Source organism: Neorhizobium sp. USDA 3394, from assembly GCF_056280385.1.
This window is the reverse complement of sequence record NZ_JBWCDU010000001.1, coordinates 683,444-706,181: the sequence shown is the minus strand read 5'-3', so window position 1 is coordinate 706,181 and position 22,738 is coordinate 683,444. Positions and strand designations below refer to the sequence as shown.

Genomic DNA, 22,738 nt, shown 5'->3' with positions numbered 1-22,738 from the left:
CACGACCACGACAGGCATGAGCAGCTTCGGTGATTGTTACTCGACGTTGAACGCCAGCGGCTTGGCCTGGCGGATCGCCGGGTTGGCGGTCAGTTTTGCCAGAACCTCGGCCGGAACCGGACCGTCGACATAAAGGAGAGCGATCGCGTCGCCGCCTTCCTGGTCGCGGCCGAGATGGAAGTTGGCGATGTTGACGCCGGCATTGCCGAGCGTCGTGCCGATGAAGCCGATCATGCCGGGAACGTCTGTATTGGCGATATAGACCATGTTGGTGCCGACATCCGCATCGAGGTTGATGCCCTTGATCTGGATGAAGCGCGGCTTGCCGTCCGAGAAGACCGTGCCGGCAACCGAGCGGGTCCTCGTGTCGGTGGTGACCGTCAGCTTGATATAGCCGTCGAAGACGCCCGACTTGTCGCGCTTGGCTTCAGACAGGATGATGCCCTTTTCCTTGATCATGATCGGCGCCGAAACCATGTTGACGTCGGAGACCTGGCTGCGGATGAGGCCGGCGAGCAGCGCGCTCGTCAGCGCCTTGGTGTTCATGCCGGCGGTCGAGCCGTCATAGAGAATCTCGATTTCCTTGATCGCATCTTCGGTGACCTGGCCGACGAAGGCGCCGAGCACGTCGGCGAGCCGGATGAACGGCTTCAGGCGCGGCGCTTCTTCCGCCGTGATCGACGGCATGTTGATGGCGTTCGAGACCGCACCCTTGATCAGGTAGTCCGACATCTGCTCGGCGACCTGAAGTGCGACGTTTTCCTGCGCTTCCGTGGTCGAGGCGCCGAGATGCGGCGTGCAGACGACGTTTTCGAGGCCGAAGAGCGGGCTTGCCGTGGCGGGCTCGACTTCGAACACGTCGAAGCCGGCGCCGGCGACATGGCCGGACTTGATGGCTTCGGCGAGTGCTGCCTCATCGACGAGGCCGCCGCGGGCGCAGTTGATGATGCGAACGCCGGGCTTGGTCTTGGCGAGCGCTTCCTTGCCGAGGATGCCGCGGGTCTTGTCGGTCATCGGCACGTGCAGGGTGATGAAGTCGGCCTGGGCCAGCAATTCGTCGAGCTCGACCTTGGTGACGCCCATTTCCTCGGCGCGTTCGGCCGAGAGGAAGGGGTCATAGGCGAGAACATGCATGCCGATGCCGATCGCCTTCTTGCAGACGATGCCGCCGATATTGCCGGCGCCGATGACCCCGAGGATCTTGCCGGTGATCTCGACGCCCATGAAGCGCGACTTTTCCCACTTGCCGGCCTGGGTCGAGGCGTCGGCTGCCGGAAGCTGGCGGGCGACGGCGAACATCAGGGCGATGGCGTGTTCGGCCGTGGTGATCGAGTTGCCGAACGGCGTGTTCATGACGATGATGCCGCGGCGCGAAGCGGCCGGGATGTCGACATTGTCGACGCCGATGCCGGCGCGGCCGATGACCTTGAGGTTGGTCGCGGCCGCGATCAACTTTTCGGTCGCCTTGGTGGCGGAACGGATCGCAAGGCCGTCATAGTTGCCGATGATTTCGGCAAGCTTTTCCTTGTCCTTGCCGAGCTTCGGCTGGAAATCGACTTCGACGCCGCGGTCGCGAAAGATCTGGACGGCGGTTTCCGACAATTCGTCGGATACGAGAACGCGAGGTGCCATCAGTGGGCCTCCTGAAAAAGTTTCTGTCGTGAATGAGGAAATGGGCTCCGCTTCGTCAGCGGAGCCGATACGCGACTTGGCTAAGCGGCGGCCTTGGAAAGCGCAGCCTTCTGCGTTTCGAAAGCATAGGTCAGCCAGGGCATCAGAGCCTTCATGTCGGCCGCGTCGATCGTGGCACCAGCCCAGATGCGAAGGCCGGACGGCGCATCGCGATAAGCACCGATGTCGAGCGCGACGCCTTCCTTTTCGAGGATCGACACCATGCCCTTGGCAAAGGCTTCCTGCGCGTCCGCGTCGAGAGCGGCGACATCCGCGTCGGCGATCTTGAGGCAGACCGAAGTGTTGGAGCGCGTTGCCGGGTCGACGGCGAGGTTGTCGATCCAGGCGTTGGCGGCCACGAAATCGTGGATGACTTTGGCATTGGCATCGGCGCGGGCGATCAGGCCTTCAAGGCTGCCGACCGACTTCGCCCAGACGAGCGCATCGATATAGTCCTCGACGCAGAGCATCGACGGCGTGTTGATCGTCTCGCCGACGAAGATGCCTTCGATCAGCTTGCCGCCCGAGGTGAGGCGGAAGATCTTTGGCAGCGGCCAGGCCGGAACGTAGGTCTGCAGACGCTCGACAGCACGCGGGCTGAGGATCAGCATGCCGTGACCGCCCTCGCCGCCCAGAACCTTCTGCCAGGAGAAGGTGACGACGTCGAGCTTGGCAAAGTCCATGTCCTGCGCGAAAGCCGCCGAGGTGGCGTCGCAGATGGTCAGGCCCTTGCGGTCTGCCGGAATGAAGTCGGCGTTCGGAACGCGGACGCCCGAGGTGGTGCCGTTCCAGGTGAAGACCACGTCGCGGTCGAAATCGACCGTGGAAAGGTCCGGAAGCAGGCCGTAGCCGGCTTCGATCTTGCGGACGTCCTTGAGCTTCAGCTGCTTGACGACGTCGGTGACCCAGCCGGCGCCAAAGCTTTCCCAGGACAGCATGTCGACGCCGCGCTCGCCGAGCAGCGACCACAGCGCCATTTCGACGGCGCCGGTATCGGAAGCCGGCACGATGCCGATGCGGTAATCCGCCGGCACGTTCAGAATTTCACGGGTGAGGTCGATGGCCTGCTTGAGCTTCGCCTTGCCGACCTTGGCGCGGTGCGAACGACCGAGCGGGGCATCGGAGAGCGCTTCGAGCGACCAACCGGGGCGCTTCGAGCAAGGGCCAGAAGAAAAATGGGTGTTGTTCGGACGCAGGTCCGGCTTTGCGGCGTTTGCCATATGGCTATCCTTCCAGATAGATGGCCCTTCGTTGGGGAAGGGTGTCCCGCCGCTGTGGTTATGCCCGAGCGCCTTCACAGTCAAGAGGGTCATGTCGCCCCCGGACAAATTTTTGCCGCAGCTTTGTCGCCGCAAACGCAAAAAGCCGCCCGGAGGCGGCTTTCGCTTGGAGACGAGGTGATCTTACTTGTAGACGATCTGCTGCGGCGGGGGCTCGTAGGCCGGCGGCGTGTCGCAGCCGCCGAAGATGTAGCGGGCGCCGACGCGGGCTTCATGCGAATAGAAACCCTTGTCCTTGCCCGGGCCGCCGCCCGAGGCGAAGCCGAACATGTCGCCGCCCGTGACATGGCGGAAGCGGTAGCCGACATCGGCCTTGACGTTGCAGGTGACGTCGATCGACGCGCCGGCCATGAGCGCATAGGTGAAGCGCCAGCTCTTTTCGCCGCCATGCGTGACTTCCGGGTCACAACCCGCACCGCTGTCGGCGCAGGAGGTGTTGCGCAGGTTCGACCACTTGACGTAGGTGCCGCCGATACCGCCACCGACATAAGGGGTGAAGTAGCCATAGGTGCCGAGATCGACATAAGCGTTGGCCATGAGCGAATAGGCGTGCATCGAGGCCAGGTCGGTCGAGGTACACGCGGCGGCTACACCGCAACTGCCGGAGGTCGAGCCGCGGAACTTGCTGTTGAACATGTAGTCGAGGGTGACGTCGGTGCGCAGGTAGCTGTTGATCTGGTAACCGACACCGCCCCCGAGCGTGAAGGCATCACGCAGATCGGAACGACCGAATTCGGCGATCGCCACGCCGGGCGTACCGGTACCCTGGTAGAATTCGGTACCGCGCGACTTCTTGAAGGAATAGCCGACGTCACCGCGAAGGTACCAGCCGGTCGCCTCCTGAACGGTTACTTCGGGCGCATCCTGATAAGGCTCCGGCTGCGGCTGGTAAAGATCGGCGGAATTGGCGGCACTCACAGTCAGTGTCAGCGCAAAAGCGCTGGCCAGCAACTTTCTCATGGGTTCATCTCCAAAGCTCGTATCGCGTATGGCATGCAAAGCGGGCAGCCAACGGGTTGATCCGCTGTGGATGATGATCGACAAAGGTTAAGTCTCGCTTAACCATGCTTGTTTACCGCACGTTTTCCTAAAACAGCAGGGATTTCTACAAGTAAAGGCATGATCCAAGACTTGCGGAAGCCACCCCGTCTCAAAGTGGGCCGCCCCGTCATCCGCCTGCTGCACCGGGTAGCGGCAGCCGCGGCCTCCGCAAAATACTGACCGGGTTACTTCAGTAGAAAAATGTAATTTAAGCTTAAATAAACAATTAATGCTTTGTAAACTATAGAGGGCTATATTTAGCCTATCCGAGCTGGGGAAATATCGGGGAATCGGTAGAGCCGAATAATGGGGAAGTACGACTCGAGCGGAGTGGGTTCTTAAGCTCGAGGTTTGGGCTGACACAGGTCAATCCGGCAATATCTCGTCCACCAACGAAGCAATCCCGTCGTCAAATCACGGCGGTGAGATTGCCATCATGCCCTTCCGGAAAAATTTGACCATGTGGAACCGCGGCGCGAGGCGCCGCGGAGGAAGGGACTGTCTGTGAACAAGTTCAGAACATTCGGCATAGCATTCCGACTGGCCATCGGGTTCGGCTTTCTGCTTCTCCTGATGATCGGCCTGACTTTTTACTCTACCGGTGAAGTCAAGATGATCGACGACAATCTCGCAACCGTCAACGACGTCAACAGCGTCAAGCAACGGTATGCCATCAACTATCGCGGCAGCGTGCACGACCGGGCGATCGCGATCCGCGACGTGACGCTCGTGACGTCCGAGGCCGAGCGCAAGGAAGCGGAAGCGCTTATCGCCAAGCTCGCGGCATCCTATGCGGAAAACGAAAAACGCATGGCGGAAATGGTCGGCGCCCCTTCCGGTGCAACGGATCGTGAAAAGACGATATTGACCGAGATCGCCGACATCCAGTCGAAGACCAATCCCCTGGTCGCCCAGATCATCTCGCTACAGCAAAAAGGCGATGGCGAGGCGGCCCGCAAGATACTGCTGGAACAGGCCCGCCCGCTCTTCGTCTCCTGGCTTGGCGCGATCAACAAATTCATCGACTATCAGGAGGCGCTCAACAAATCGATCGGCGGCGATGTCCGCAATGCGGCGAGTGGCTTTAGAAACCTTGCGCTGGCCGCCCTCGGCATAGCCGCGGTGCTTTCGATCATAGCGGCCTTCGTGACGGCCCGCTCGATCATCGGACCGCTCTCCAAGCTGCAGCAATCGCTGAAAGCCATGGCCGCGGGCAACCTCGAAGGCGACCGGACGATCGAGGCGCGCGGCGACGAGATCGGCATGCTCGCCCGCGCCGTGGCCGCTCTCCGGGAGGCCATCTCCGTCAAGGCGGAGCGTGAAGCGGATGCCGAGGCGAAGCGGACCGTTGGAGAACGCCACAGGCTGGAACAGGAAGCGGCCGAGCGCAGCGCGCTCGCAGAACAGACGAGCCAGGCGGTTCGCCAGCTCGCCGACGCTCTGCAGGCCCTGGCAAACGGCGATCTGACCCGGGAGATCAACACCCCGTTCACGCCCTCGCTCGACCAGTTGCGGGCCGACTACAACGCGGCCGTGGCGAAACTCCGCGAAGCGATGCAGAAGGTTGCCGCAAACGCGAGTGCAATCGCCGCCGGAGCCCAGGAAATCCGTTCCGCCTCCGACGACCTCGCCAAGCGCACCGAACAGCAGGCGGCCTCGGTCGAGGAGACCGCGGCGGCACTGGAAGAGATCACCACGACGGTTTCCGACTCGAGCCACCGCGCTCAGGAGGCCGGTAACCTGGTGCGCATGACCAAGGACAATGCCGAGCGCTCCGGCCGGGTCGTCCGTGACGCCGTCGAGGCGATGGGCAAGATCGATTCGTCTGCCGTCGAGATCGGCAACATCATCGGCGTCATCGACGAAATCGCTTTCCAGACCAACCTGCTCGCTCTCAACGCCGGCGTCGAGGCCGCCCGTGCCGGCGAGGCCGGCAAGGGCTTCGCGGTGGTAGCGCAGGAAGTGCGCGAACTCGCCCAGCGTTCCGCCAAGGCGGCAAAAGAGATCAAGGAACTGATCCACACCTCCAACGACCACGTGAAGAGCGGCGTGGCGCTGGTCGGGGAAACCGGCAAGGCCCTGCAGGAGATCGTCGTCCAGGTCCAGCAGGTCAACGGCAATGTCGAGGCCATCGTCGAGGCCTCGAAGGAACAGGCCACCGGCCTGAAGGAGATCAACACCTCGGTCAACACGATGGATCAGGGAACGCAGCAGAACGCGGCCATGGTCGAGGAGTCAACCGCGGCGGCCCACAACCTCGCCCGCGAAGCCGAAGACCTTTTCCAGCTTCTGTCGCAATTCCATATCGGCGGCGCAGCCGTGGCCGGAACCCCGTCGCGCCGGGTCTCGCCCGCGCCGGCATCCTTCAGCAGCCGCCCGGCGGAGTCGCCGGCCCGCAGAATGGTGGCGAAAGTCACGCAGTCATTCCAGGGCAATGCCGCTGCCGCAAAGCAGGATTGGGAAGAGTTCTAGAGGCGGCAAACCCGAGGGTTTCCGCCATTCGGAATTCCGCATAAAAATAAAGCCACCCGCGAAAACCGCGGGTGGCCTTTTCATTGGGATTGCGTCTTCAGGCCGCGTTGCGGACGTTGGCGATCACGCCGACCAGTCCATCGACGATGCGCTCGATCTGTCCGCGGTCGTCGCCTTCCGCCATCACCCGGATCAGCGGTTCGGTACCGGACGGCCGGATAACCAGGCGGCCCCTGGCAGCGAGCTCGGCTTCCGCATCGGCGATGGCCTGACGGACGATCACGTCCTCCAGCGGCTTGCCGCCCTGGAAACGAACGTTCTTCAGAAGCTGCGGCACGGGATCGAAACGGCGGCAGATCTCGCTGACGGGGCGGCCGAGGCGTTTCGCGCGCGCCAGGACCTGCAGACCGGCGACGAGGCCGTCGCCGGTCGTGCCGAAATCGGAGAGTACGATATGGCCGGACTGTTCGCCGCCGACGTTGAAATCATGCGTGCGCATATGCTCGACCACATAGCGGTCGCCGACCTTGGTGCGCGCGAGGTCCAGGCCCTTGCCGTTGAGAAACCGCTCCAGGCCGAGATTGGACATCACGGTCGCGACGATGCCGCCGCCTTTCAGCTTCTGGTCCTCGGCCCAGCTCTCGGCGATGACTGCCATCAGCTGGTCGCCGTCGACGATCTCGCCGCGCTCGTCGACGATAATCACCCGGTCGGCGTCACCGTCGAGCGCGATGCCGATATCGGCGCGCACTTCATGCACCTTCTTCTGCAGCGCTTCCGGGCTGGTCGAGCCGCAGTCGAGGTTGATGTTCGTGCCGTTCGGCTCGTTGCCGATCATCACCACCTCGGCGCCGAGCTCCCAGAGCGCCAGCGGAGCCACCTTGTAGGCCGCGCCATTGGCGCAATCGATCGCGACGCGCAGGCCATGCAGGGTAACGTCGCGCGGCAGCGTACGCTTCACGTGTTCGATATAGCGGTAGATGTCGCCCTCGACGCGCTTCGCCCGGCCGATATCGCCGGACTTGGCGAGCTGGGAATGCAGGTCGCTGTCGAGCAGGTCCTCGATGCGCATTTCAAGCTCGTCGGAAAGCTTGTAGCCGTCGGGTCCGAACAGCTTGATGCCGTTGTCCTCGTAAGGATTGTGCGAGGCGGAGATCATCACGCCGACATCGGCGCGCAGCGAGCGGGTGAGCATGGCGACAGCCGGCGTCGGAATCGGCCCGAGCAGGAAGACGTCGAGGCCGGCAGCGGTGAAACCCGCCACCATGGCGTTTTCCAGCATATAGCCCGAGAGACGCGTATCCTTGCCGATCACCACCCGGTGGCGGTGATTGCCGTTACGGAAGATCGTGCCGACGGCGATGCCGACGCGCATCGCGAGATCCGGGGTCATCGGATGGATATTGGACTGTCCGCGAATGCCATCGGTGCCAAAATAGCGGCGTGTCATATAAGCTCCTTCGTCATCGCGCCTGAACGTCGCGGTCCTTGCAGGGATCGAACCTGCAGCATGTTAGACGGTAAAACCGGCCTGAAGCTTGGCTCATGCCATAGTTTGACGGCACAAGCACATAAATTAGCATCAAAATCGATTATATCCCGTTACTCATAACAAAACCTTCCAAGCAAAAGCCGCCGTGAATTGCTCCACGGCGGCTTTTGGATTCCAGTCGTCGAAGGATCAGTGCGGCTGCGGTTCCAGACCGCTTTCCGGCTCTCCGCCCTTTGGTTCGTCCTTCTTGGAGCCAGCCGAGGGAACAGCCGAACCGCGGGTCGGAGGCGCATCGTCGCCGAGATCGCGCGACGGCTTCTGGCCCTTGATCAGCGCCTTGATCTCCTCGCCCGAAAGCGTCTCGTATTCGAGCAGGCCTTCGGCAATCGCGACGAAGTCGTCGTGCTTCTCGGTAAGAATGCGGCGCGCCTCGGTATAGGCTTCGTCGATCAGACGGCGAACCTCGGTGTCGATCTTCTGGGCCGTCGATTCCGAGACGTTCTTCGACTGCGAGACGGAATGGCCGAGGAAGACTTCCTGCTGGTTCTCACCATAGGCGACCTGGCCGAGCATGTCGGAAAAGCCCCACTGGGTGACCATCGCGCGGGCAAGCTTCGTCGCCTGCTCGATGTCCGAGGACGCGCCGGAGGTGATGTTTTCCTTGCCGAAGGTCAGTTCCTCAGCGACGCGGCCGCCCATCATGATGACCAGACGCGAGACCATCCACTTATAGCTCATCGAGTAGCGGTCGCCTTCCGGCAACTGCATGACCATGCCAAGCGCGCGGCCGCGCGGAATGATGGTCGCCTTATGCAGCGGATCGGCGACAGGCACGTTGATCGCAGTCGTCGCGTGGCCGGCTTCGTGATAGGCGGTGAGCTTCTTTTCCGCTTCCGTCATGGCGGACGAGCGGCGCTCGGCGCCCATCATGATCTTGTCCTTGGCGTCTTCGAACTCGCTCATGGTGACCATGCGCTTGTTGCGGCGCGCGGCCATCAGGGCTGCTTCGTTGACGAGGTTCATGAGGTCGGCACCGGAGAAGCCGGGCGTACCGCGGGCCAGAACCTTGAGGTCGACATTCGGAGCCAGCGGCACGTTACGGGCATGGACCTTGAGGATGCGCTCGCGGCCGACGATATCCGGGTTCGGCACGACGACCTGACGGTCGAAACGGCCTGGACGCAGCAGCGCCGGGTCGAGAACGTCCGGACGGTTGGTCGCGGCGATCAGGATGATGCCTTCATTGGCTTCGAAACCGTCCATCTCGACGAGGAGCTGGTTGAGGGTCTGTTCGCGTTCGTCGTTACCGCCGCCAAGACCGGCGCCACGATGACGGCCGACCGCGTCGATTTCGTCGATGAAGATGATGCAGGGTGCATTCTTCTTCGCCTGCTCGAACATGTCGCGCACGCGGCTTGCACCGACGCCGACGAACATTTCGACGAAGTCGGAACCGGAAATGGTGAAGAAGGGCACGTTGGCTTCGCCGGCAATCGCACGGGCGAGCAGCGTCTTACCGGTACCCGGAGGGCCGACAAGCAGCACGCCGCGCGGGATACGGCCGCCGAGACGCTGGAATTTCTGCGGATCGCGGAGGAATTCGACGATTTCTTCGAGATCCTGCTTGGCTTCGTCGACACCGGCAACGTCTTCAAACGTCACGCGTCCATGCGCTTCGGTGAGAAGCTTGGCCTTGGACTTGCCGAAGCCCATCGCGCCGCGCGAACCGCCCTGCATCTGCCGCATGAAGAACAGCCAGACGCCGAGGATGAGCAGCATGGGCAGCAGCGTGCCGAGATAGCTGAGGAAACCCGAGGAACCGTCCGTTTCCGGACGTGCGACGATGGTGACGTTCTTTGCCTGCAGCCGATCCATCAGAGAATCGTCGATGACGGGCGAATAGGTCTGAAATCCCGATCCGTTTTCGGTGTAGGTGCCGAGCACCCGGTTGCCTGTGACGACGACATCCCGCACTCGCCCCGAATCCACATCCCGCAGGAACTGCGAATATGGGACCTCACGCGAACTGGTCTGCGACGGTGCCGTCTGGAACATGCTGAACAATGCGACCAGCAGGAGGGCTATGATGACCCAGAGGGCGATATTACGAAAGTTTGGGTTCATTGAACTCCCCGGACTGCGACGGCCAGCTTCTTGGCGGCCGCCTTGCTTGCCGCATAACATAGGGTTGCGGCAAGACCTTGCCAAGGCGAACCGGAGCCCCCGCCTACCTTTTCCGCCAGGAATCCTTAACTGGCAGCCGGGGAAAACCGTCGCATCCGAGCAAAACCGCTAACTCGATGCCAAATCTAAGCTCGAACTGCGGCAAAAAACGGTCGAAAGGCGCAAGCACGGGGCGGACGATACTTCGTTCGGTCACGTCCCTGTTTTCGCGATCCTCCACCGAAATGACGGCGTTGGCTTCGATGAAAGGCATCGCTGCCACGGCGCGCATGGCGATCGCGGGCGGGACGCCGGGAAACAGCGTCAGCGCTTCGTCACGATCCGGAGCGGTCGGGCCGACGATGATCTCATGCGCGCCGGTGTTCGTGATGCGGTAGCGACCGTCCCAGATCGCCGTATCGCCCGGAGGAAGGTGCAGCGGCAGAATGCCGCGGTTTTCGCGCATGAGATACAGCCCGTCGCGGCGCCGGTCGAAGATCACCCGGCCGGCGGTGATGCGGCCCGGCTGGCCACCGTCGAGAAAGGCCATGACCCGGTCCATGCTCTCGCTCCCGAGCGCATGTGCCCTGCCCCCGAGCACCGCGGCAAGCAGCGACAGTGCATGACGGCGTGACGCCTCGTCCTCCTGCAGGCCCGCTGGGGCAAGATGCGCCAGAACGCCCTGGCGGATCGTCACATGCTCACGGACAAGCCGCGCCGCCTCGTCGGAAAGCGCCGTGCGCCGCGCGGCGGCCATGGCCTGGGCGGCGGCATCGAACGGGCTTTCCTGCGCCAGTCGCCCGCGGACCCGCACCCGCTCGTAATGCGGGTCGATATTGCTGGGATCGTCGATCCAGCCATGCCCTTCCCTGATCAGGAAGTCACGGATATCGGACCGACGCGTCTCAAGGAACGGCCGCAGCAGCCACCGGCGGCGATCGAGGAGCACCGCGCGGGCCATGCCGGCAAGTCCGGAATTTTCATCGCCCTCGCCGCGGGCCGCACGCATGGCGATCGTTTCGGCCTGGTCGTCGAGCGTGTGGCCGGTAGCGATTGCCGTCGCATCGACCTCGTCGGCGACCTCGAGCAGCAGCCGGTAGCGCGCCTCGCGGGCCGCCGCGGAAATGCCGGTCCGAGGCTTCTCGCCCTCCCACCGGCGAATGAAATGAGGAATACCGAGACGATCGCAAAGGGCTGCAACGGCGTGCGCCTCGTCCGCGGATTCGGGTCTCAGCGCATGATCGATCGTCGCCGCGAAAAGCGACAGGCCGGAGCCTGGGAGATTGAATTTCGAAAGGGCGATCAGAAGCCCGCAGGAATCGCTGCCCCCGGAAACTGCGACGAGAAGGCGTGCGGGTCTGACGAGATTGGCGATTAGCCGTTCGGCCGCCTGTTCGGGCGACGGGAAATTCGGGCCCGTGGTCACGGGAGGATCAGCAGGCTAGGCGCTTCTGTTCGCTGCCCACCTTTTCGAGCACGGCCTTGGGCGCGCTCGGATAACGCCGGGTGACTTCCTTGAGGGTTGCGCAGGCCGTGTCGGTATTGTCGAGTGCCGCAAGCGACATGCCGAGCTTCAGCAGCATTTCAGGTGCCTTGGGCGACTTGCCATAGGTCTGGTGCGCGTTGAGGAAGGTCTTGGCGGCGTCGTTATATTTTCCCTGGGAATACTGCGACTCGCCGAGCCAGAAGCTCGCATCCGCCACCTTGGCGCCCTTCGGATAGGCGGCCAGATAACCGTTGAATTCCTTCTCGGCGAGCGGGTAGTCGCCGGCGAGTACATGATTGTAGGCGGTCTGATAGGCATCGTTTTCGCTGCCGAGCGACGCGGTCTGCTGCGGATCGGTTCTACCCGTCGGTGCCGGCGTCCTGCCGGTCGTCTGCGGGCCGGTCTCGACGCCCGGAAGCCCGGCGGCATTGTTGGCCCGGTCGTTGCGGCTTGCGCCACGCGGATTGCCGTTCTGGTCGAGATCCATCGAACCGAGCGTCGTCGGAGGCGGCGCGCGGCCGGGTGCGGTTGCTCCGCCGACGGCCTGACCGGACGGCGATTCGATGATCCGTGCGACATCGTCGGAGGACTGGGCGGGAGCAGTCGTTGTCGGCAACGGGGGCTGGCCGGCGGGAGCGCGGTTGGACGCCACGGCCGGTTTCCCGGCCGCGTCGTCCACTTCGGTGCGCTTCTTCTTTTCCAGGTCCTGGAAGCGGAATTCGTTGTCTTCCTGCGTCTTGCGCAGCTGCTCCTGCATCTGCAGAAGCTGAAAACTCATTTCCTCGATCCGGCCGTTCAACTGCCGGACTTCTTCCTGGAGCTGCTGGATACGGACGGCATCATTGCTCTGCGCCAGAATGACCGGGGGCGGAGTGGTTTCCCGCGGCTGTTCTGCAGCAGGCTGATTGCTGCCCTGGAAGAGTTTCGGCAGCGACAAAGCCCCGGCCGGGGCGCTCGTCGCCATCAGCCCCAGCATCGCTGCCAAGACAAGTTTCTTCATCTTTGTCCGTCCTGCTCTTTAGTCTGCGCCGGATTGGCGCGAGAGGAGATTTTTCCAACTACCGGCAAAAAGCAACCGAGCTCCCGGTCAAAAATCCCGGAAAACAGGGCTAAACTATGGAAAAAACAAAAAGGCGGCCCGAAGACCGCCTTTTATTATCGAGCTGTTGCTCGGATCACATGCCGGCGCCGCCGAGGACGGTGACCGCGCGACGGTTCTGCGACCAGCAGGAGATGTCGTCGCAGACGGCAACCGGGCGTTCCTTGCCGTAGGAGATGGTCTTCATGCGATTCGCCGGAACGCCGCGCGAGGCGAGATATTCCTTGGCGGCGGCAGCGCGGCGGGCGCCGAGCGCCAGGTTGTATTCGCGCGTGCCGCGTTCGTCGGCATGGCCTTCGACGGTGATCGCATAGTTCGGATAGCGGGCCAGCCACTGAGCCTGACGGTCGAGCGTCTGCTGAGCGTCGGCGCGGATCGAGGTGCTGTCGGTATCGAAGAAGATGCGGTCGCCGACATTGACGGTGAAGTCCTGGGTCGAACCGGGCGTTGCGGCGCCGGCACCATTGAGGCCGAGCTCACCGGCATTGTTCGGCAGGTTCTTCTTGTTGGCGCAGCCGGCGAGCGCAAGTGCCAGCGTCAGCGCGATGACGGCAGGATTGCGGGCGAGGATCTGCATGCGGCTCATCGCCGAAGTATCGATGCGGCTCATGGCCGGTCTCTCCTTGATCAGTATTTCAGAGTTTCCAGATTCTAACCGGGTTCGGTTAACCATGATCAAATTCTTATGGTTAACAAAGTATTCCCGATGACCATTTTCGTTCATTTTCAGCAGATTGGGGCGGGAAAGAGGCGGGAATCCGCCTCTTTTGCCTCAATCACCTATTCGAGCAGCGGCGACCAGGCCGGGTCCGAGCCGTAGGACGGCGTCTTGACCTGGAGTTCGTTATAGCCGGTCAGGTCGATGGAATAGAGCTGCGGACCGCCGGCGCCGGCGTTCTGGCGGAAGAACATCAGCACGCGGCCGTTCGGCGCCCAGGTCGGGCCTTCGTTGTGGAAGCCGCTCGTCAGGATGCGCTCGCCCGAACCGTCCGGCTTCATGACGCCGATCGAGAACTTGCCGCCCGACTGCTTGGTGAAGGCGATCAGATCGCCGCGCGGCGACCAGACCGGCGTCGAATAGGAGCCGTCGCCGAAGGAGATGCGGGTCTGGCCCGAACCATCGGCATTCATCACGTAGATCTGCGGCCGTCCGCCGCGGTCGCTTTCGAACGCGATGCGGCCACCATCCGGGGCATAGGAGGGCGATGTGTCGATCGCAGCCGTGGAGGTGAGCCGCGTCGTGGTGCGCGACCGCAGGTCCATCGTATAGATGTTGGAATTGCCTTCCTGCTGCAGGCTCATGATGACTTTCTGGCCATCCGGAGAGAACCGCGGCGAGAACGTCATGCCCGGGAAATTGCCGACTACCTCGCGCTGTCCGGTCTCCAGCTGCAGCAGGTAGACCCGCGGCTGGTTGCCCTCAAACGACATGTAGGTGACTTCCTGCCGGCTCGGCGAGAAGCGCGGCGTCAGCACGATATCCTTGGTGTTGGTCAGCATGCGGACGTTGAAGCCGTCCTGGTCCATGATCGCCAGCTGGCGCTGGCGGGCGGTCTTCGGCCCGCTTTCGGAAACGAACACGACGCGGGTATCGAAATAACCGTTCTCGCCGGTGATCTGCTTATAGATCGCATCGGCGATGATATGCGCGACGCGGCGCCAGTTTTCCGGCTGGGTAAAGAACTGCTGGCCGGTCATCTGGCTGCCGGCAAACGTATCCCAAAGGCGGAACTCGGCACGCAGGCGCCCATCGCCTTCGCGGGTGATACGGCCCGTCACCAGCGCCTGCGCATTGATGACCTTCCAGTCTTCGAAGCGCGGTGCCTTGTTGGGATCGGAGATCTTTTCGATGAACGCGCTTTTGTTGATCGGCGCGAAAAGCCCGGAGCGTTGCAGGTCCGCGGCGATCACCTGGGAAATCTGCGCACCGAGATCGTTGTTCGACAGGAAATCCGTCACCGCGATCGGCAGCGGCTGAACATTACCCTTGTTGATGTTGATCTCGACAACAGCGTTGGCCGGGGTGGCGGCCATGAAGGCCGTCAACATCCCCGCGGCCACCATCACGGCGCGGAAAAAAGAGCTCTTGATCATTTACACAAGCCTTTCAGCTTAACACGAGAGTTTCGGGGCAGGTTCCGCGTCATCTGTTTCTGCATCGGTTCCATACCTGCCGGCTCACAATGCGAACTCCGACGGATCGAAGTTCAGCACCAAAACGTTCCAACCTTTTTCGCCTTCATATTTTGCGGCGGGCAAATTCTTGAGCGGCGCGGATTTCAGAAGGGCGCGGCGCGTGCTGCCCTCGACCGCACGCCGGGTTCCTTCCGGTCCACCGGTCGCCGTCACCTCCGGCTCGCCGACGATATTGCCGGACTGATCGAGCTGGACGCGGATCTTCACACGCACTTCGGAAACGCCGGTCAGCCCGCCGACGAGCGACCAGTTGCCCTGGATCTGCCCCTTGACGTTGTCGATCTCGCTGGAGCTGAGGCCGGTGCCGATCGTCTTGGTATCGCCGCGGCTGGCGACCTGCGTCGAACGCTTGGCGCCACCGCCGGCGGCCTCTTGCTTATTGAGCATAGCGGCGATCTGGTCGGCGTTGAAATCGCTCGCCATGGAAGACGAAGACTTGGCGGTTTCCTGCTGCTTGCCTTCCTTCTTGTCGGACGGCTTGACGGATGCGGTCGCCTTGTTGTCGGTCTTGGCCGTCTCGGCTGCCTTGGCCGTATCCGGCTTCGTCTCGGCCGGCTTTTCAACGGGCTTGGCCTGCTCCTTCGGCGGTTCGGGCTTCGGCGGCTGCGGCTTCGAAACAGGCGTCGGAACCGCTTGCGGCAGTTCACCCGTTTCGGACACGTTTTCGGTCTGCACCGGCGCGGGGGTCGGCTTGGCGGCCTCCGGCTTTGGCGGCGTAGGCTCGGGCTTCGGCGGAGTAGGTTCCGGCTTCGGAGGCGTGATCTCCGGCTTGGGCTGCGGCAGGGCAGCCATCTCGGTCGGCTTCGGAGCCGTCTCCTCCTTGACGATGTCCTTGACCTGGTTCTGTTCCGGCGTCGGGGTCGGCGTCGGCCGTTCCACCGGCTTCGGAGCCGCCGTGGTTTCGGTCGGCTGCGGCTTGGTGGTCGGCGTCGGAGGCGTCTTCAGGTCGACGTCGTTCTCGCCGGCGTTCTGGGCGTTCTCGACGATCTTCTGGTTCTTGGTTTCCTTGGGCGAAGGCTTCTGGCTGGCAGGCGCCTTCTTGTCACCCTGCTGGGTCTGGGTGATCGATTCCACGGAGACGATGTCGACCGGAAGCGCATCGACTTCGGCCACGTCGAAAGTCGCGGGCGCGCTCAGCGAAACGAGCGCCAAGCCGAGTACCAGCGTGTGTAGGACCAGCGATGTGCCGAGACTGACCTTCATGGCGCCGCGATCACTTCTCCTGTTCCTGCAGGGTCACGAGGCCGATATTCTTGTACCCGGCAGAAGAAATGCGGGCCATGACCTTCATGACAACGCCGTAGGCCGCGGTCGTATCGCCGCGCACATAGATACGTTCGTTATAGCCTGTGGTGGCGATCGCCTGAAGCTTCGGCACGATCTCGTCGAGGCCGATCGGCGTTTCCTGCAGGTAGATCTCGCCCTTCGGATTGACCGAGACGGTGATCGGCTGGGTATCGGCGTTCATCGCCTTCGCCTGCGTTTCCGGCAGGTCGATCGGCACGCCGACGGTCATCATCGGTGCCGCCACCATGAAGATGATGAGCAGCACGAGCATGACGTCGACGAGCGGCGTCACGTTGATTTCGCTGATCGCACCGCCGCGACGTCCGCCGCGCCTGCGACGACCGCCACCCGATGACTTTGCTCCTCCGGCCGACATACCCATGAGACGTTACTCCTTGAGCCCGAGAGGCTTTTACTGCGCCGCCTGGCGCGGCTGCAGCTTCTCGTCGATCTGGCGCGACAGGATGGCGGAGAATTCGTCCGCGAACCCTTCCATGCGGCCGGAGAGCTTGCCGGCATCGGCTGTGAACTTGTTGTAGGCGATGACCGCGGGAATAGCGGCAACGAGGCCGATCGCGGTGGCGAGCAGCGCTTCGGCGATACCCGGTGCGACGACGGCGAGATTGGTGGACTTCGACCCGGCGATCGCCTGGAACGAGGTCATGATGCCGACGACCGTGCCGAACAGACCGATGAACGGACCGGCCGAGCCGATCGTCGCCAGAGACCCGAGGCGCGCCTCGTAGGTTTCCGCTTCACGCGACATGGTGACGTCCATCGCCCGGTCGATACGCATCTGCAGGCCGATCGGCGAGCGCGCGCCGCGCTCGAAACTCTTCTTCCACTCGCGCATGGCGGCGACGAAAATCGCGGCAAGACCGGTGTTGGTCCGTTCCGAGAGGGTCCGGTAAAGCTCTTCCAGCGACTGGCCGGACCAGAAGACCTGCTCGAACTGGTCGAACTGGCGCTTGGCCTTGCCGAAGCTGATATATTTGTCGATCACGATCGCCCAGGTCCAGATCGATGCGCCGATGAGACCTATCATCACCAGCTTGACGACCAGACCGGCCTGCATGAACAGCGACCAGAGGCTCACTTCGCTTGCCGCTGCCGCCAAACCTACCTGTTCCATCTACTATCCCCGAATCCAAACGCCCGGCTTTAAGGACCGGGCGGTTCAAAAGCGCGCTCTCGCGAGTATGTCTTTGATCGCCGGAAGCGCTTAGCCCTAACCCCAAGATACCCTGAGCTTCAAGCTTGGCTTCTCGCTTTCAATTTTGGTCAAAGGAAGGCGTGCGTTGCACAAATTCCTCATGTGTCAGTAAGACACCATTATCGTTAACGAAAGGTTTAGGCGGGCCTTGCAATCGCGAGTTCCCAGATCACTTGAAGTTGGAACAAGGAAAGCCGGCAACTTCCAACTTAGTTTTTTCTCATTCACGGGTTATGACACTGTGAGAATCGGATTCTCGGGGACACACCATGTGGCGCGCAGTGATGATAGCCTTGACGATGTTGATCGCGGTGCCGGCCCATGCCGCCTCGTTCGACTGCAAGGGCGTCCCCTCGCCTGATGAACTGGTAGTCTGCAACGATCCCCTCCTTTCGGCGCTCGACACGATGCTTCCGCGGGTCGAGGAAAAGGCTAAACAGGAGAAAAGCGCGGAGACCCGCCAGGTTATGCGCGACTTCACCAGCGACCGGTCAGCCTGCGGCTCCGACCGATCCTGCGTTCTGAGCACGTATATTGCCGTCCTTGGAGAGCTCGGCGGGCCTAAGAGCATTCCCGCTGACATCACCGCCAGCACGATCGCCGGCGGCCGGGCCAAGCCCTCCCCCACATTGCCCGCGAAGATCGGCCAATGCTCCGTGACCAACGTCACCGGCGTCCATCCGCGCGTCGGCCAGGATCCCATCAAGGACGAGGATTTCAACGCCGGAACCGGCATCGAATATGCCAATGAGGGCTATCAGGTCTCCTACGCACGCGAGGAGGCGCTGATCGCCTCCAAGCCCGGCGACAAGGTGACCATGTGCCTGATTTCCATTCCCAAACGCTGCCCGGAGGGCGACGAACGGGGCCGCGAATATTTCGTCACCAACGCCCGCACCGGGCAGAGCTGGGCGATGGCCGATTCGCAACATGCCTGCGGCGGCCCGTAGGCCCTTTCTAAACCGGATCCACCTGCTCGGCCCGGCGCGCCAGAAACTTTTCCGCCACGCTTTCCGGAAGCCGGCGCGGACGACCGTGCCTGTTGATCACGGCGATCACCACCTTCGCGGCGATCAGCAGCGTGTCGCCGCGGCGGATCTCCTGGTTGAGCACCATCTTGGCGCCGCCCGCCTTTTCCGTGACCGTCTGGATGATCAGGATGTCGTCCATGCGGGCCGGCTGCTTGAAGTCGATCTCCATCCGGTGGACGACGAAGACCAGGCCCTCCTCGTCGGCGGAAAGCAGCGCGCTCTGTTCGCAGCCGAGGCAGCGCAGATAGTCGGTGCGGCCGCGCTCCAGGAAATGCAGGTAGCGGGCATGATAGACGAGGCCGGAAAAATCCGTGTCTTCATAATAGACGCGCTGGGCCAGGCGATGGCCGCCTTCCATCAACTCGCCCGATAACAAAAAATTGTGTTCCTTCATGGCCTTGCCTTGGAAATTTCCCCTACTCCACTGGATAAGCGCGCAATGCCGCCCCAGTTTTGACGTCCTGTCACATATCCTCCCTATCAGGAAACAAGTCGAAAACCAGCGGAGAGTAACTCATGAAGATTGCAGTCCTGGGCGGCGACGGCTTCGTCGGCTGGCCGACATCGCTTCACCTGTCCGACGCCGGTCACGAGATCCATATCCTCGACAACCTCTCCCGCCGCTGGATCGATACGGAGCTTGGCGTCCAGTCGCTGACGCCGATGGACAGCATCCAGGAACGCACCCGCATCTGGCACGCCGAAACCGGCCGCCGCATTCATTTCCATCTGATCGATCTTGCGAAGGACTACGAGCTCCTGAAGGGCTGGCTGGCGAAACACCGCCCCGACGCCATCATCCACTTCGCCGAACAGCGCGCCGCGCCCTATTCGATGAAAAGCGACCGGCACAAGAACTACACCGTCAGCAACAATGTAAACGCCACCCATAACCTCTTGAACGCGCTGGTCGAACTCGATCTCGACGCGCATCTCGTGCATCTCGGCACGATGGGCGTCTACGGTTATTCGACGGTCGGCGCGGCGATCCCGGAGGGGTACCTGCCGGTCGGCATCGAGACCGCCGACGGCCGCACCGTCTCCCAGGAAATCCTCTATCCGAGCAATCCCGGCTCGATCTACCACATGACCAAGTGCCTCGATCAGCAGCTCTTCCAGTTCTACGCGAAGAACGACGGATTGCGGATCACCGACCTGCACCAGGGCATCGTCTGGGGCACCCATACCGAACAGACCCGCCGCCACCCGCAATTGATCAATAGATTCGACTATGACGGGGATTACGGGACGGTCTTGAATCGTTTTCTCATCCAGGCGGCCATCGGTTATCCGCTCACCGTCCACGGTACCGGCGGCCAGACCCGCGCCTTCATCCACATCCAGGATTCGGTCCGCTGCATCGAGATCGCACTCGACAATCCACCGGCGCGCGGTGGCCGTGTCGAGATCTTCAACCAGATGACCGAGACCCACCGGGTGCGCGATCTTGCCGAGATGATCGCCAGGATGACCGGCTCCAAGATCGCCTGGCTCCCCAACCCGCGCAAGGAAGCGCCGGAAAACGAGCTGGTGGTGAAGAACGAAAAATTCCTCGGCCTCGGCCTTGAGCCGACGACGCTCGGCGAAGGGCTGCTCGGCGAGATCGTCGACGTCGCGAAGAAATACGCCTATCGCGTTGACAGATCCCGCGTTCCGGCCGTCTCCGCCTGGACCAGGGACATTGCCGCGAAGGTGGAACATGATCCGGAGGGTGTGAGGTTGAAGTCGGTCTCGTGAAGAAATGAGGTCTGCGCCGCAACAGATGATCGCAAGGTTATGCTGCGCGGCCCCTCATCCGCCTGCCGGCACCTTCTCCCCGCTGGGGAGAAGAAATCTGCCGCACGCATTCCCTCCAACCAAATGCGACTTCACATAGGATCGCGACGCAACCACAAATCTCTTCTCCCCTCGGGGAGAAGGTGCCGGCAGGCGGATGAGGGGGCCAACCGAACAATGACCTTGATCCTTTGGATGCCACCCTCATGACCAACGCCTTCGTCACCCTCGTTACCAATGCCGACTACGCCATGGGCGCCACCGCGCTGGCCCGTTCCATCCGCCGCACCGGCACCGAGGCCGATATCGTCGTCCTCCATACCGGCGGCGTCGAGCGCCCTGCCCTCGCCGCGCTCGATACCCTCGGCTGCCGCATGGTCGAGGTCGGCCATCTGCCCCTTTCCGACGCCTTCAACGAACGGCATGCGCGAAAAAACCTGCATGGCGCCGCACCCTTCACCAAGGGCCGAAAGCCGGACTTCCACACGCCGCTCGACAATTTCTGCAAGCTCAGGCTCTGGCAGCTCACCGACTACGAGACCTGCGTGTTCATCGATGCAGATGCCCTGGTGCTGAAGCCGATCGACAAGCTGTTTTCCTATCCGGAATTCTCCGCCGCCCCCAACGTCTACGAAACCCTCTCCGACTTTCACCGACTGAATTCCGGCGTCTTCGTCGCCAAACCTTCCGCCGGGACATTCGACAGAATGCTCGCGGCGCTCGACCAGCCGAACGCCTTCTGGCGGCGCACCGACCAGACGTTTCTGGAGACCTTCTTCCCCGACTGGCATGGACTGCCGGTCTTCATGAACATGCTGCAATATGTCTGGTTCAACATGCCGGATCTCTGGAACTGGGAAAGCATCGGGGTGCTGCACTACCAGTATGAGAAGCCATGGGAGAGGGATCACCCGAAGGCGGACCGGCTGCGGCCGCTGATCGACCTCTGGCAGGCGTTTTACGAGGGCCGCGAGATCCCCGCACTCTCCACGCTGCCGAAACCGGGAGAGACGCCATGAAGGTGCTGGTCTCCGGCGGAACCGGTCTGGTCGGGCGCTACATCGTCGAAGGCCTGCTCGATGCCGGATATCAGGTGATTGTCGGAGGCCGCACGCCGCCGGCGCCTGACTTCTTTTCCAAACCCGTCGAATTCGCGCCCCTCTCGCTCGATCCCGCCCTCGACCAGATCGAGGCTTTCGACGAGGCGTATTTCTTCGTGCATGCCGCCTTCGACCATCTGCCCGGAAAATACCGCGGCGGCGAAGGCGACGATCCAGGTCGCTTCCGCTGGCTGAACCTCGATGGCACCGTCAAGCTGTTCGAGACCGCCAGGAAGGCCGGCACCCGCCGGGCGGTCTTCCTCTCGAGCAGGGCCGTTTATGACGGACAACCGGCCGGAGCGGTGCTTGACGAAGATATGGTCTTGGAGCCCGGCAGCCTCTACGGCGAGATCAAGCTCTCCGCCGAGCGGGCATTGGCACACCTGTCGGCCCCGGGCTTTGCGACATCCTCTCTCAGGCTTACCGGCGTCTACGGCAATCTTCGCCCCAACAAATGGGACGCTCTCTTTTCGGATTACCTGGCCGGCCGGCCGGTTCCGTCGCGTGCGGCCACGGAAATCCACGGCCGCGATGTTGCAGCCGCCGTTCGTCTCATGCTGGAAACGGAAACCGGCAAGATCGCCGGCCAGGTTTTCAACGCGTCGGACATCCTGACCGATACCCGCGAAATCCTCAGCCACCTGCCGGCTCGCCATTTGCCGCCGCCCGCAGAACGCGGTTCGGTCAGTCTCATGTCGACGGACAAGTTGAGAGCGATCGGCTGGCAGCCCGGCGGGGCCGACCTACTGCGCCAGACGGTCGAGGATCTTGCCCGCTCCTTCAGTGCGACTGCTTGAAGCGCCGCATCTTCGCCTCGTTCTTCGCGTTTTCGATCGCCTTCTTGTGCTCCTCGGCCCATTTCTGGCCCGCATCGCCGCCCCAGAGCAGCCAGGCTATGTAACCGGTGGACGGATTTTCGTCGTCGCCGAAATTCTCGGCCCGCTTGTCCGCCTTGTGGCGGGAAAAATAGCTCACCATCCGCCGCACCGTCTTTTCCGAGATCGACTTGCGGTTCTTGAGGTCCCGGGCTCTGGCCACGCCCACCATCGTGCCGCCGCGGCGATGCTGGGAGCGGAGTTTCAAGCCTTTTTCAGCGGCCTGTGCCACTTCGGCAGGCGGGATGTGATCGGGGATTTCGCTATCCATGGGACTTCCTCAGCTCGGACTCACTCTTGAGAACGCGGTCGCCATCATTCTGTCGGATGAGGAACGCAGGCTCGTCGGCATCCGCCTTGCGCCTGATCGTCTTGCCCTTGATCCTGCGCTCCACGTCGCTGGTGAATTTTTCGGCGACCTTGCCCTTGGCCTCGGATCGCCCCCAGGTCCACACGACCTCGTTTCCGATCTCGATCTTCTGCATGGCGTTCTCCTTTCGGGGGAGAAACGGCAAGCGATGCACAGATGTTCCAGCCGGAATGCGCGCGGGTGGAA

20 protein-coding genes are annotated in these 22,738 nt (G+C 62.5%); 5 read left to right on the top strand and 15 right to left on the bottom strand.

What is annotated here, in order from left to right; all coding sequences use genetic code 11:
• Positions 1–36: 36 nt before the first annotated feature.
• From serA to ACZ9EJ_RS03130, 3 genes are all read right to left on the bottom strand, one after another.
• Positions 37–1,632 (bottom strand): phosphoglycerate dehydrogenase, encoded by a 1,596-nt coding sequence (gene serA, locus ACZ9EJ_RS03140; protein ID WP_046632121.1) that lies wholly within the window; start codon positions 1,630–1,632, stop codon positions 37–39.
• A gap of 80 nt (positions 1,633–1,712) precedes the next feature.
• A complete protein-coding gene (locus ACZ9EJ_RS03135) occupies positions 1,713–2,891 on the bottom strand; it encodes a phosphoserine transaminase (RefSeq protein ID WP_046632119.1) in 1,179 nt (392 codons plus the stop codon).
• A 183-nt stretch (positions 2,892–3,074) separates the two neighbouring features.
• Positions 3,075–3,911 carry an outer membrane protein gene (locus ACZ9EJ_RS03130; RefSeq protein WP_046640870.1) on the bottom strand — a complete coding sequence of 279 codons (837 nt, stop codon included), beginning with the start codon at positions 3,909–3,911 and terminating at the stop codon, positions 3,075–3,077.
• A gap of 585 nt (positions 3,912–4,496) precedes the next feature.
• On the opposite strand from ACZ9EJ_RS03130, the gene ACZ9EJ_RS03125 reads away from it, so the two are divergent.
• Entirely contained in the window at positions 4,497–6,464 is a 1,968-nt protein-coding gene (locus tag ACZ9EJ_RS03125; RefSeq protein WP_046640871.1) for a HAMP domain-containing methyl-accepting chemotaxis protein, read from the top strand.
• 97 nt (positions 6,465–6,561) lie between these two features.
• Here the strand turns inward: ACZ9EJ_RS03125 and glmM are convergent, their stop codons facing one another.
• The 9 genes from glmM to tolQ all read right to left on the bottom strand — a co-directional run bounded on the left by glmM (position 6,562) and on the right by tolQ (position 17,319).
• Positions 6,562–7,914, bottom strand: coding sequence for a phosphoglucosamine mutase (gene glmM / locus ACZ9EJ_RS03120; RefSeq protein ID WP_046640872.1), 1,353 nt, complete (start codon positions 7,912–7,914; stop codon positions 6,562–6,564).
• A 231-nt stretch (positions 7,915–8,145) separates the two neighbouring features.
• Positions 8,146–10,080 carry an ATP-dependent zinc metalloprotease FtsH gene (ftsH, locus tag ACZ9EJ_RS03115; RefSeq protein ID WP_046632114.1) on the bottom strand — a complete coding sequence of 645 codons (1,935 nt, stop codon included), beginning with the start codon at positions 10,078–10,080 and terminating at the stop codon, positions 8,146–8,148.
• Positions 10,081–10,183: 103 nt separating this feature from the next.
• Entirely contained in the window at positions 10,184–11,545 is a 1,362-nt protein-coding gene (gene tilS, locus ACZ9EJ_RS03110; RefSeq protein ID WP_046640873.1) for a tRNA lysidine(34) synthetase TilS, read from the bottom strand.
• Between the two features lie 7 nt (positions 11,546–11,552).
• Positions 11,553–12,605: a tol-pal system protein YbgF gene (gene ybgF, locus ACZ9EJ_RS03105; protein ID WP_046640874.1), complete on the bottom strand. Its 1,053-nt coding sequence runs from the start codon at positions 12,603–12,605 to the stop codon at positions 11,553–11,555.
• Positions 12,606–12,780: 175 nt separating this feature from the next.
• On the bottom strand, positions 12,781–13,314 hold the full coding sequence (gene pal, locus ACZ9EJ_RS03100) for a peptidoglycan-associated lipoprotein Pal (RefSeq protein WP_046632108.1): 534 nt from the start codon (positions 13,312–13,314) through the stop codon (positions 12,781–12,783).
• A gap of 170 nt (positions 13,315–13,484) precedes the next feature.
• Positions 13,485–14,798, bottom strand: a complete 1,314-nt coding sequence (gene tolB / locus ACZ9EJ_RS03095; protein ID WP_046632106.1) for a Tol-Pal system beta propeller repeat protein TolB — start codon at positions 14,796–14,798, stop codon at positions 13,485–13,487.
• A gap of 84 nt (positions 14,799–14,882) precedes the next feature.
• Positions 14,883–16,103, bottom strand: coding sequence for a hypothetical protein (locus ACZ9EJ_RS03090; RefSeq protein WP_046632104.1), 1,221 nt, complete (start codon positions 16,101–16,103; stop codon positions 14,883–14,885).
• Between the two features lie 10 nt (positions 16,104–16,113).
• A complete protein-coding gene (gene tolR / locus ACZ9EJ_RS03085) occupies positions 16,114–16,569 on the bottom strand; it encodes a protein TolR (RefSeq protein ID WP_037076984.1) in 456 nt (151 codons plus the stop codon).
• A gap of 30 nt (positions 16,570–16,599) precedes the next feature.
• A complete protein-coding gene (gene tolQ, locus ACZ9EJ_RS03080; protein ID WP_037076986.1) occupies positions 16,600–17,319 on the bottom strand; it encodes a protein TolQ in 720 nt (239 codons plus the stop codon).
• A 374-nt stretch (positions 17,320–17,693) separates the two neighbouring features.
• Between tolQ and ACZ9EJ_RS03075 the strand changes: the two genes are divergently transcribed.
• Entirely contained in the window at positions 17,694–18,350 is a 657-nt protein-coding gene (locus tag ACZ9EJ_RS03075) for a lysozyme inhibitor LprI family protein (protein ID WP_476098681.1), read from the top strand.
• 7 nt (positions 18,351–18,357) lie between these two features.
• Here the strand turns inward: ACZ9EJ_RS03075 and ybgC are convergent, their stop codons facing one another.
• The gene (gene ybgC / locus ACZ9EJ_RS03070) at positions 18,358–18,825 is read right to left on the bottom strand and encodes a tol-pal system-associated acyl-CoA thioesterase (protein WP_046640875.1); all 468 of its coding nucleotides are present in this window, start codon (positions 18,823–18,825) and stop codon (positions 18,358–18,360) included.
• Between the two features lie 122 nt (positions 18,826–18,947).
• Here ybgC and ACZ9EJ_RS03065 point away from each other — a divergent pair, with 122 nt between their 5' ends.
• The 3 genes from ACZ9EJ_RS03065 to ACZ9EJ_RS03055 all read left to right on the top strand — a co-directional run bounded on the left by ACZ9EJ_RS03065 (position 18,948) and on the right by ACZ9EJ_RS03055 (position 22,104).
• Positions 18,948–20,168, top strand: a complete 1,221-nt coding sequence (locus ACZ9EJ_RS03065) for an NAD-dependent epimerase/dehydratase family protein (RefSeq protein ID WP_046640876.1) — start codon at positions 18,948–18,950, stop codon at positions 20,166–20,168.
• Positions 20,169–20,413: 245 nt separating this feature from the next.
• Positions 20,414–21,226, top strand: coding sequence for a glycosyltransferase (locus ACZ9EJ_RS03060; protein WP_046640912.1), 813 nt, complete (start codon positions 20,414–20,416; stop codon positions 21,224–21,226).
• The gene (locus tag ACZ9EJ_RS03055; RefSeq protein ID WP_046640877.1) at positions 21,223–22,104 is read left to right on the top strand and encodes an NAD-dependent epimerase/dehydratase family protein; all 882 of its coding nucleotides are present in this window, start codon (positions 21,223–21,225) and stop codon (positions 22,102–22,104) included. Before ACZ9EJ_RS03060 ends, ACZ9EJ_RS03055 begins: the two co-directional genes overlap by 4 nt.
• Here the strand turns inward: ACZ9EJ_RS03055 and ACZ9EJ_RS03050 are convergent.
• Both ACZ9EJ_RS03050 and ACZ9EJ_RS03045 read right to left on the bottom strand, forming a co-directional pair.
• Complete coding sequence (locus ACZ9EJ_RS03050; protein ID WP_046632096.1) at positions 22,088–22,453, bottom strand: hypothetical protein; 366 nt, start codon at positions 22,451–22,453, stop codon at positions 22,088–22,090. The two genes, ACZ9EJ_RS03055 and ACZ9EJ_RS03050, sit on opposite strands and share 17 nt — an antisense overlap.
• The gene (locus tag ACZ9EJ_RS03045; RefSeq protein WP_046632094.1) at positions 22,446–22,667 is read right to left on the bottom strand and encodes a hypervirulence associated TUDOR domain-containing protein; all 222 of its coding nucleotides are present in this window, start codon (positions 22,665–22,667) and stop codon (positions 22,446–22,448) included. Before ACZ9EJ_RS03045 ends, ACZ9EJ_RS03050 begins: the two co-directional genes overlap by 8 nt.
• Between the last annotated feature and the right edge of the window lie 71 nt (positions 22,668–22,738).

Coding starts and splice junctions, on each gene's coding strand:
- ACZ9EJ_RS03090 (WP_046632104.1), bottom strand. CDS start 16,103: ATGAAGGTCAGTCTCGGCACATCGCTGGTCCTACACACGCTGGTACTC.
- ybgF (WP_046640874.1), bottom strand. CDS start 12,605: ATGAAGAAACTTGTCTTGGCAGCGATGCTGGGGCTGATGGCGACGAGC.
- ACZ9EJ_RS03130 (WP_046640870.1), bottom strand. CDS start 3,911: ATGAGAAAGTTGCTGGCCAGCGCTTTTGCGCTGACACTGACTGTGAGT.
- ACZ9EJ_RS03135 (WP_046632119.1), bottom strand. CDS start 2,891: ATGGCAAACGCCGCAAAGCCGGACCTGCGTCCGAACAACACCCATTTT.
- ACZ9EJ_RS03050 (WP_046632096.1), bottom strand. CDS start 22,453: ATGGATAGCGAAATCCCCGATCACATCCCGCCTGCCGAAGTGGCACAG.
- tolR (WP_037076984.1), bottom strand. CDS start 16,569: ATGGGTATGTCGGCCGGAGGAGCAAAGTCATCGGGTGGCGGTCGTCGC.
- ACZ9EJ_RS03060 (WP_046640912.1), top strand. CDS start 20,414: ATGACCAACGCCTTCGTCACCCTCGTTACCAATGCCGACTACGCCATG.
- tolB (WP_046632106.1), bottom strand. CDS start 14,798: ATGATCAAGAGCTCTTTTTTCCGCGCCGTGATGGTGGCCGCGGGGATG.
- tolQ (WP_037076986.1), bottom strand. CDS start 17,319: ATGGAACAGGTAGGTTTGGCGGCAGCGGCAAGCGAAGTGAGCCTCTGG.
- ybgC (WP_046640875.1), bottom strand. CDS start 18,825: ATGAAGGAACACAATTTTTTGTTATCGGGCGAGTTGATGGAAGGCGGC.
- serA (WP_046632121.1), bottom strand. CDS start 1,632: ATGGCACCTCGCGTTCTCGTATCCGACGAATTGTCGGAAACCGCCGTC.
- ftsH (WP_046632114.1), bottom strand. CDS start 10,080: ATGAACCCAAACTTTCGTAATATCGCCCTCTGGGTCATCATAGCCCTC.
- ACZ9EJ_RS03045 (WP_046632094.1), bottom strand. CDS start 22,667: ATGCAGAAGATCGAGATCGGAAACGAGGTCGTGTGGACCTGGGGGCGA.
- glmM (WP_046640872.1), bottom strand. CDS start 7,914: ATGACACGCCGCTATTTTGGCACCGATGGCATTCGCGGACAGTCCAAT.
- ACZ9EJ_RS03065 (WP_046640876.1), top strand. CDS start 18,948: ATGAAGATTGCAGTCCTGGGCGGCGACGGCTTCGTCGGCTGGCCGACA.
- pal (WP_046632108.1), bottom strand. CDS start 13,314: ATGAGCCGCATCGATACTTCGGCGATGAGCCGCATGCAGATCCTCGCC.
- ACZ9EJ_RS03055 (WP_046640877.1), top strand. CDS start 21,223: ATGAAGGTGCTGGTCTCCGGCGGAACCGGTCTGGTCGGGCGCTACATC.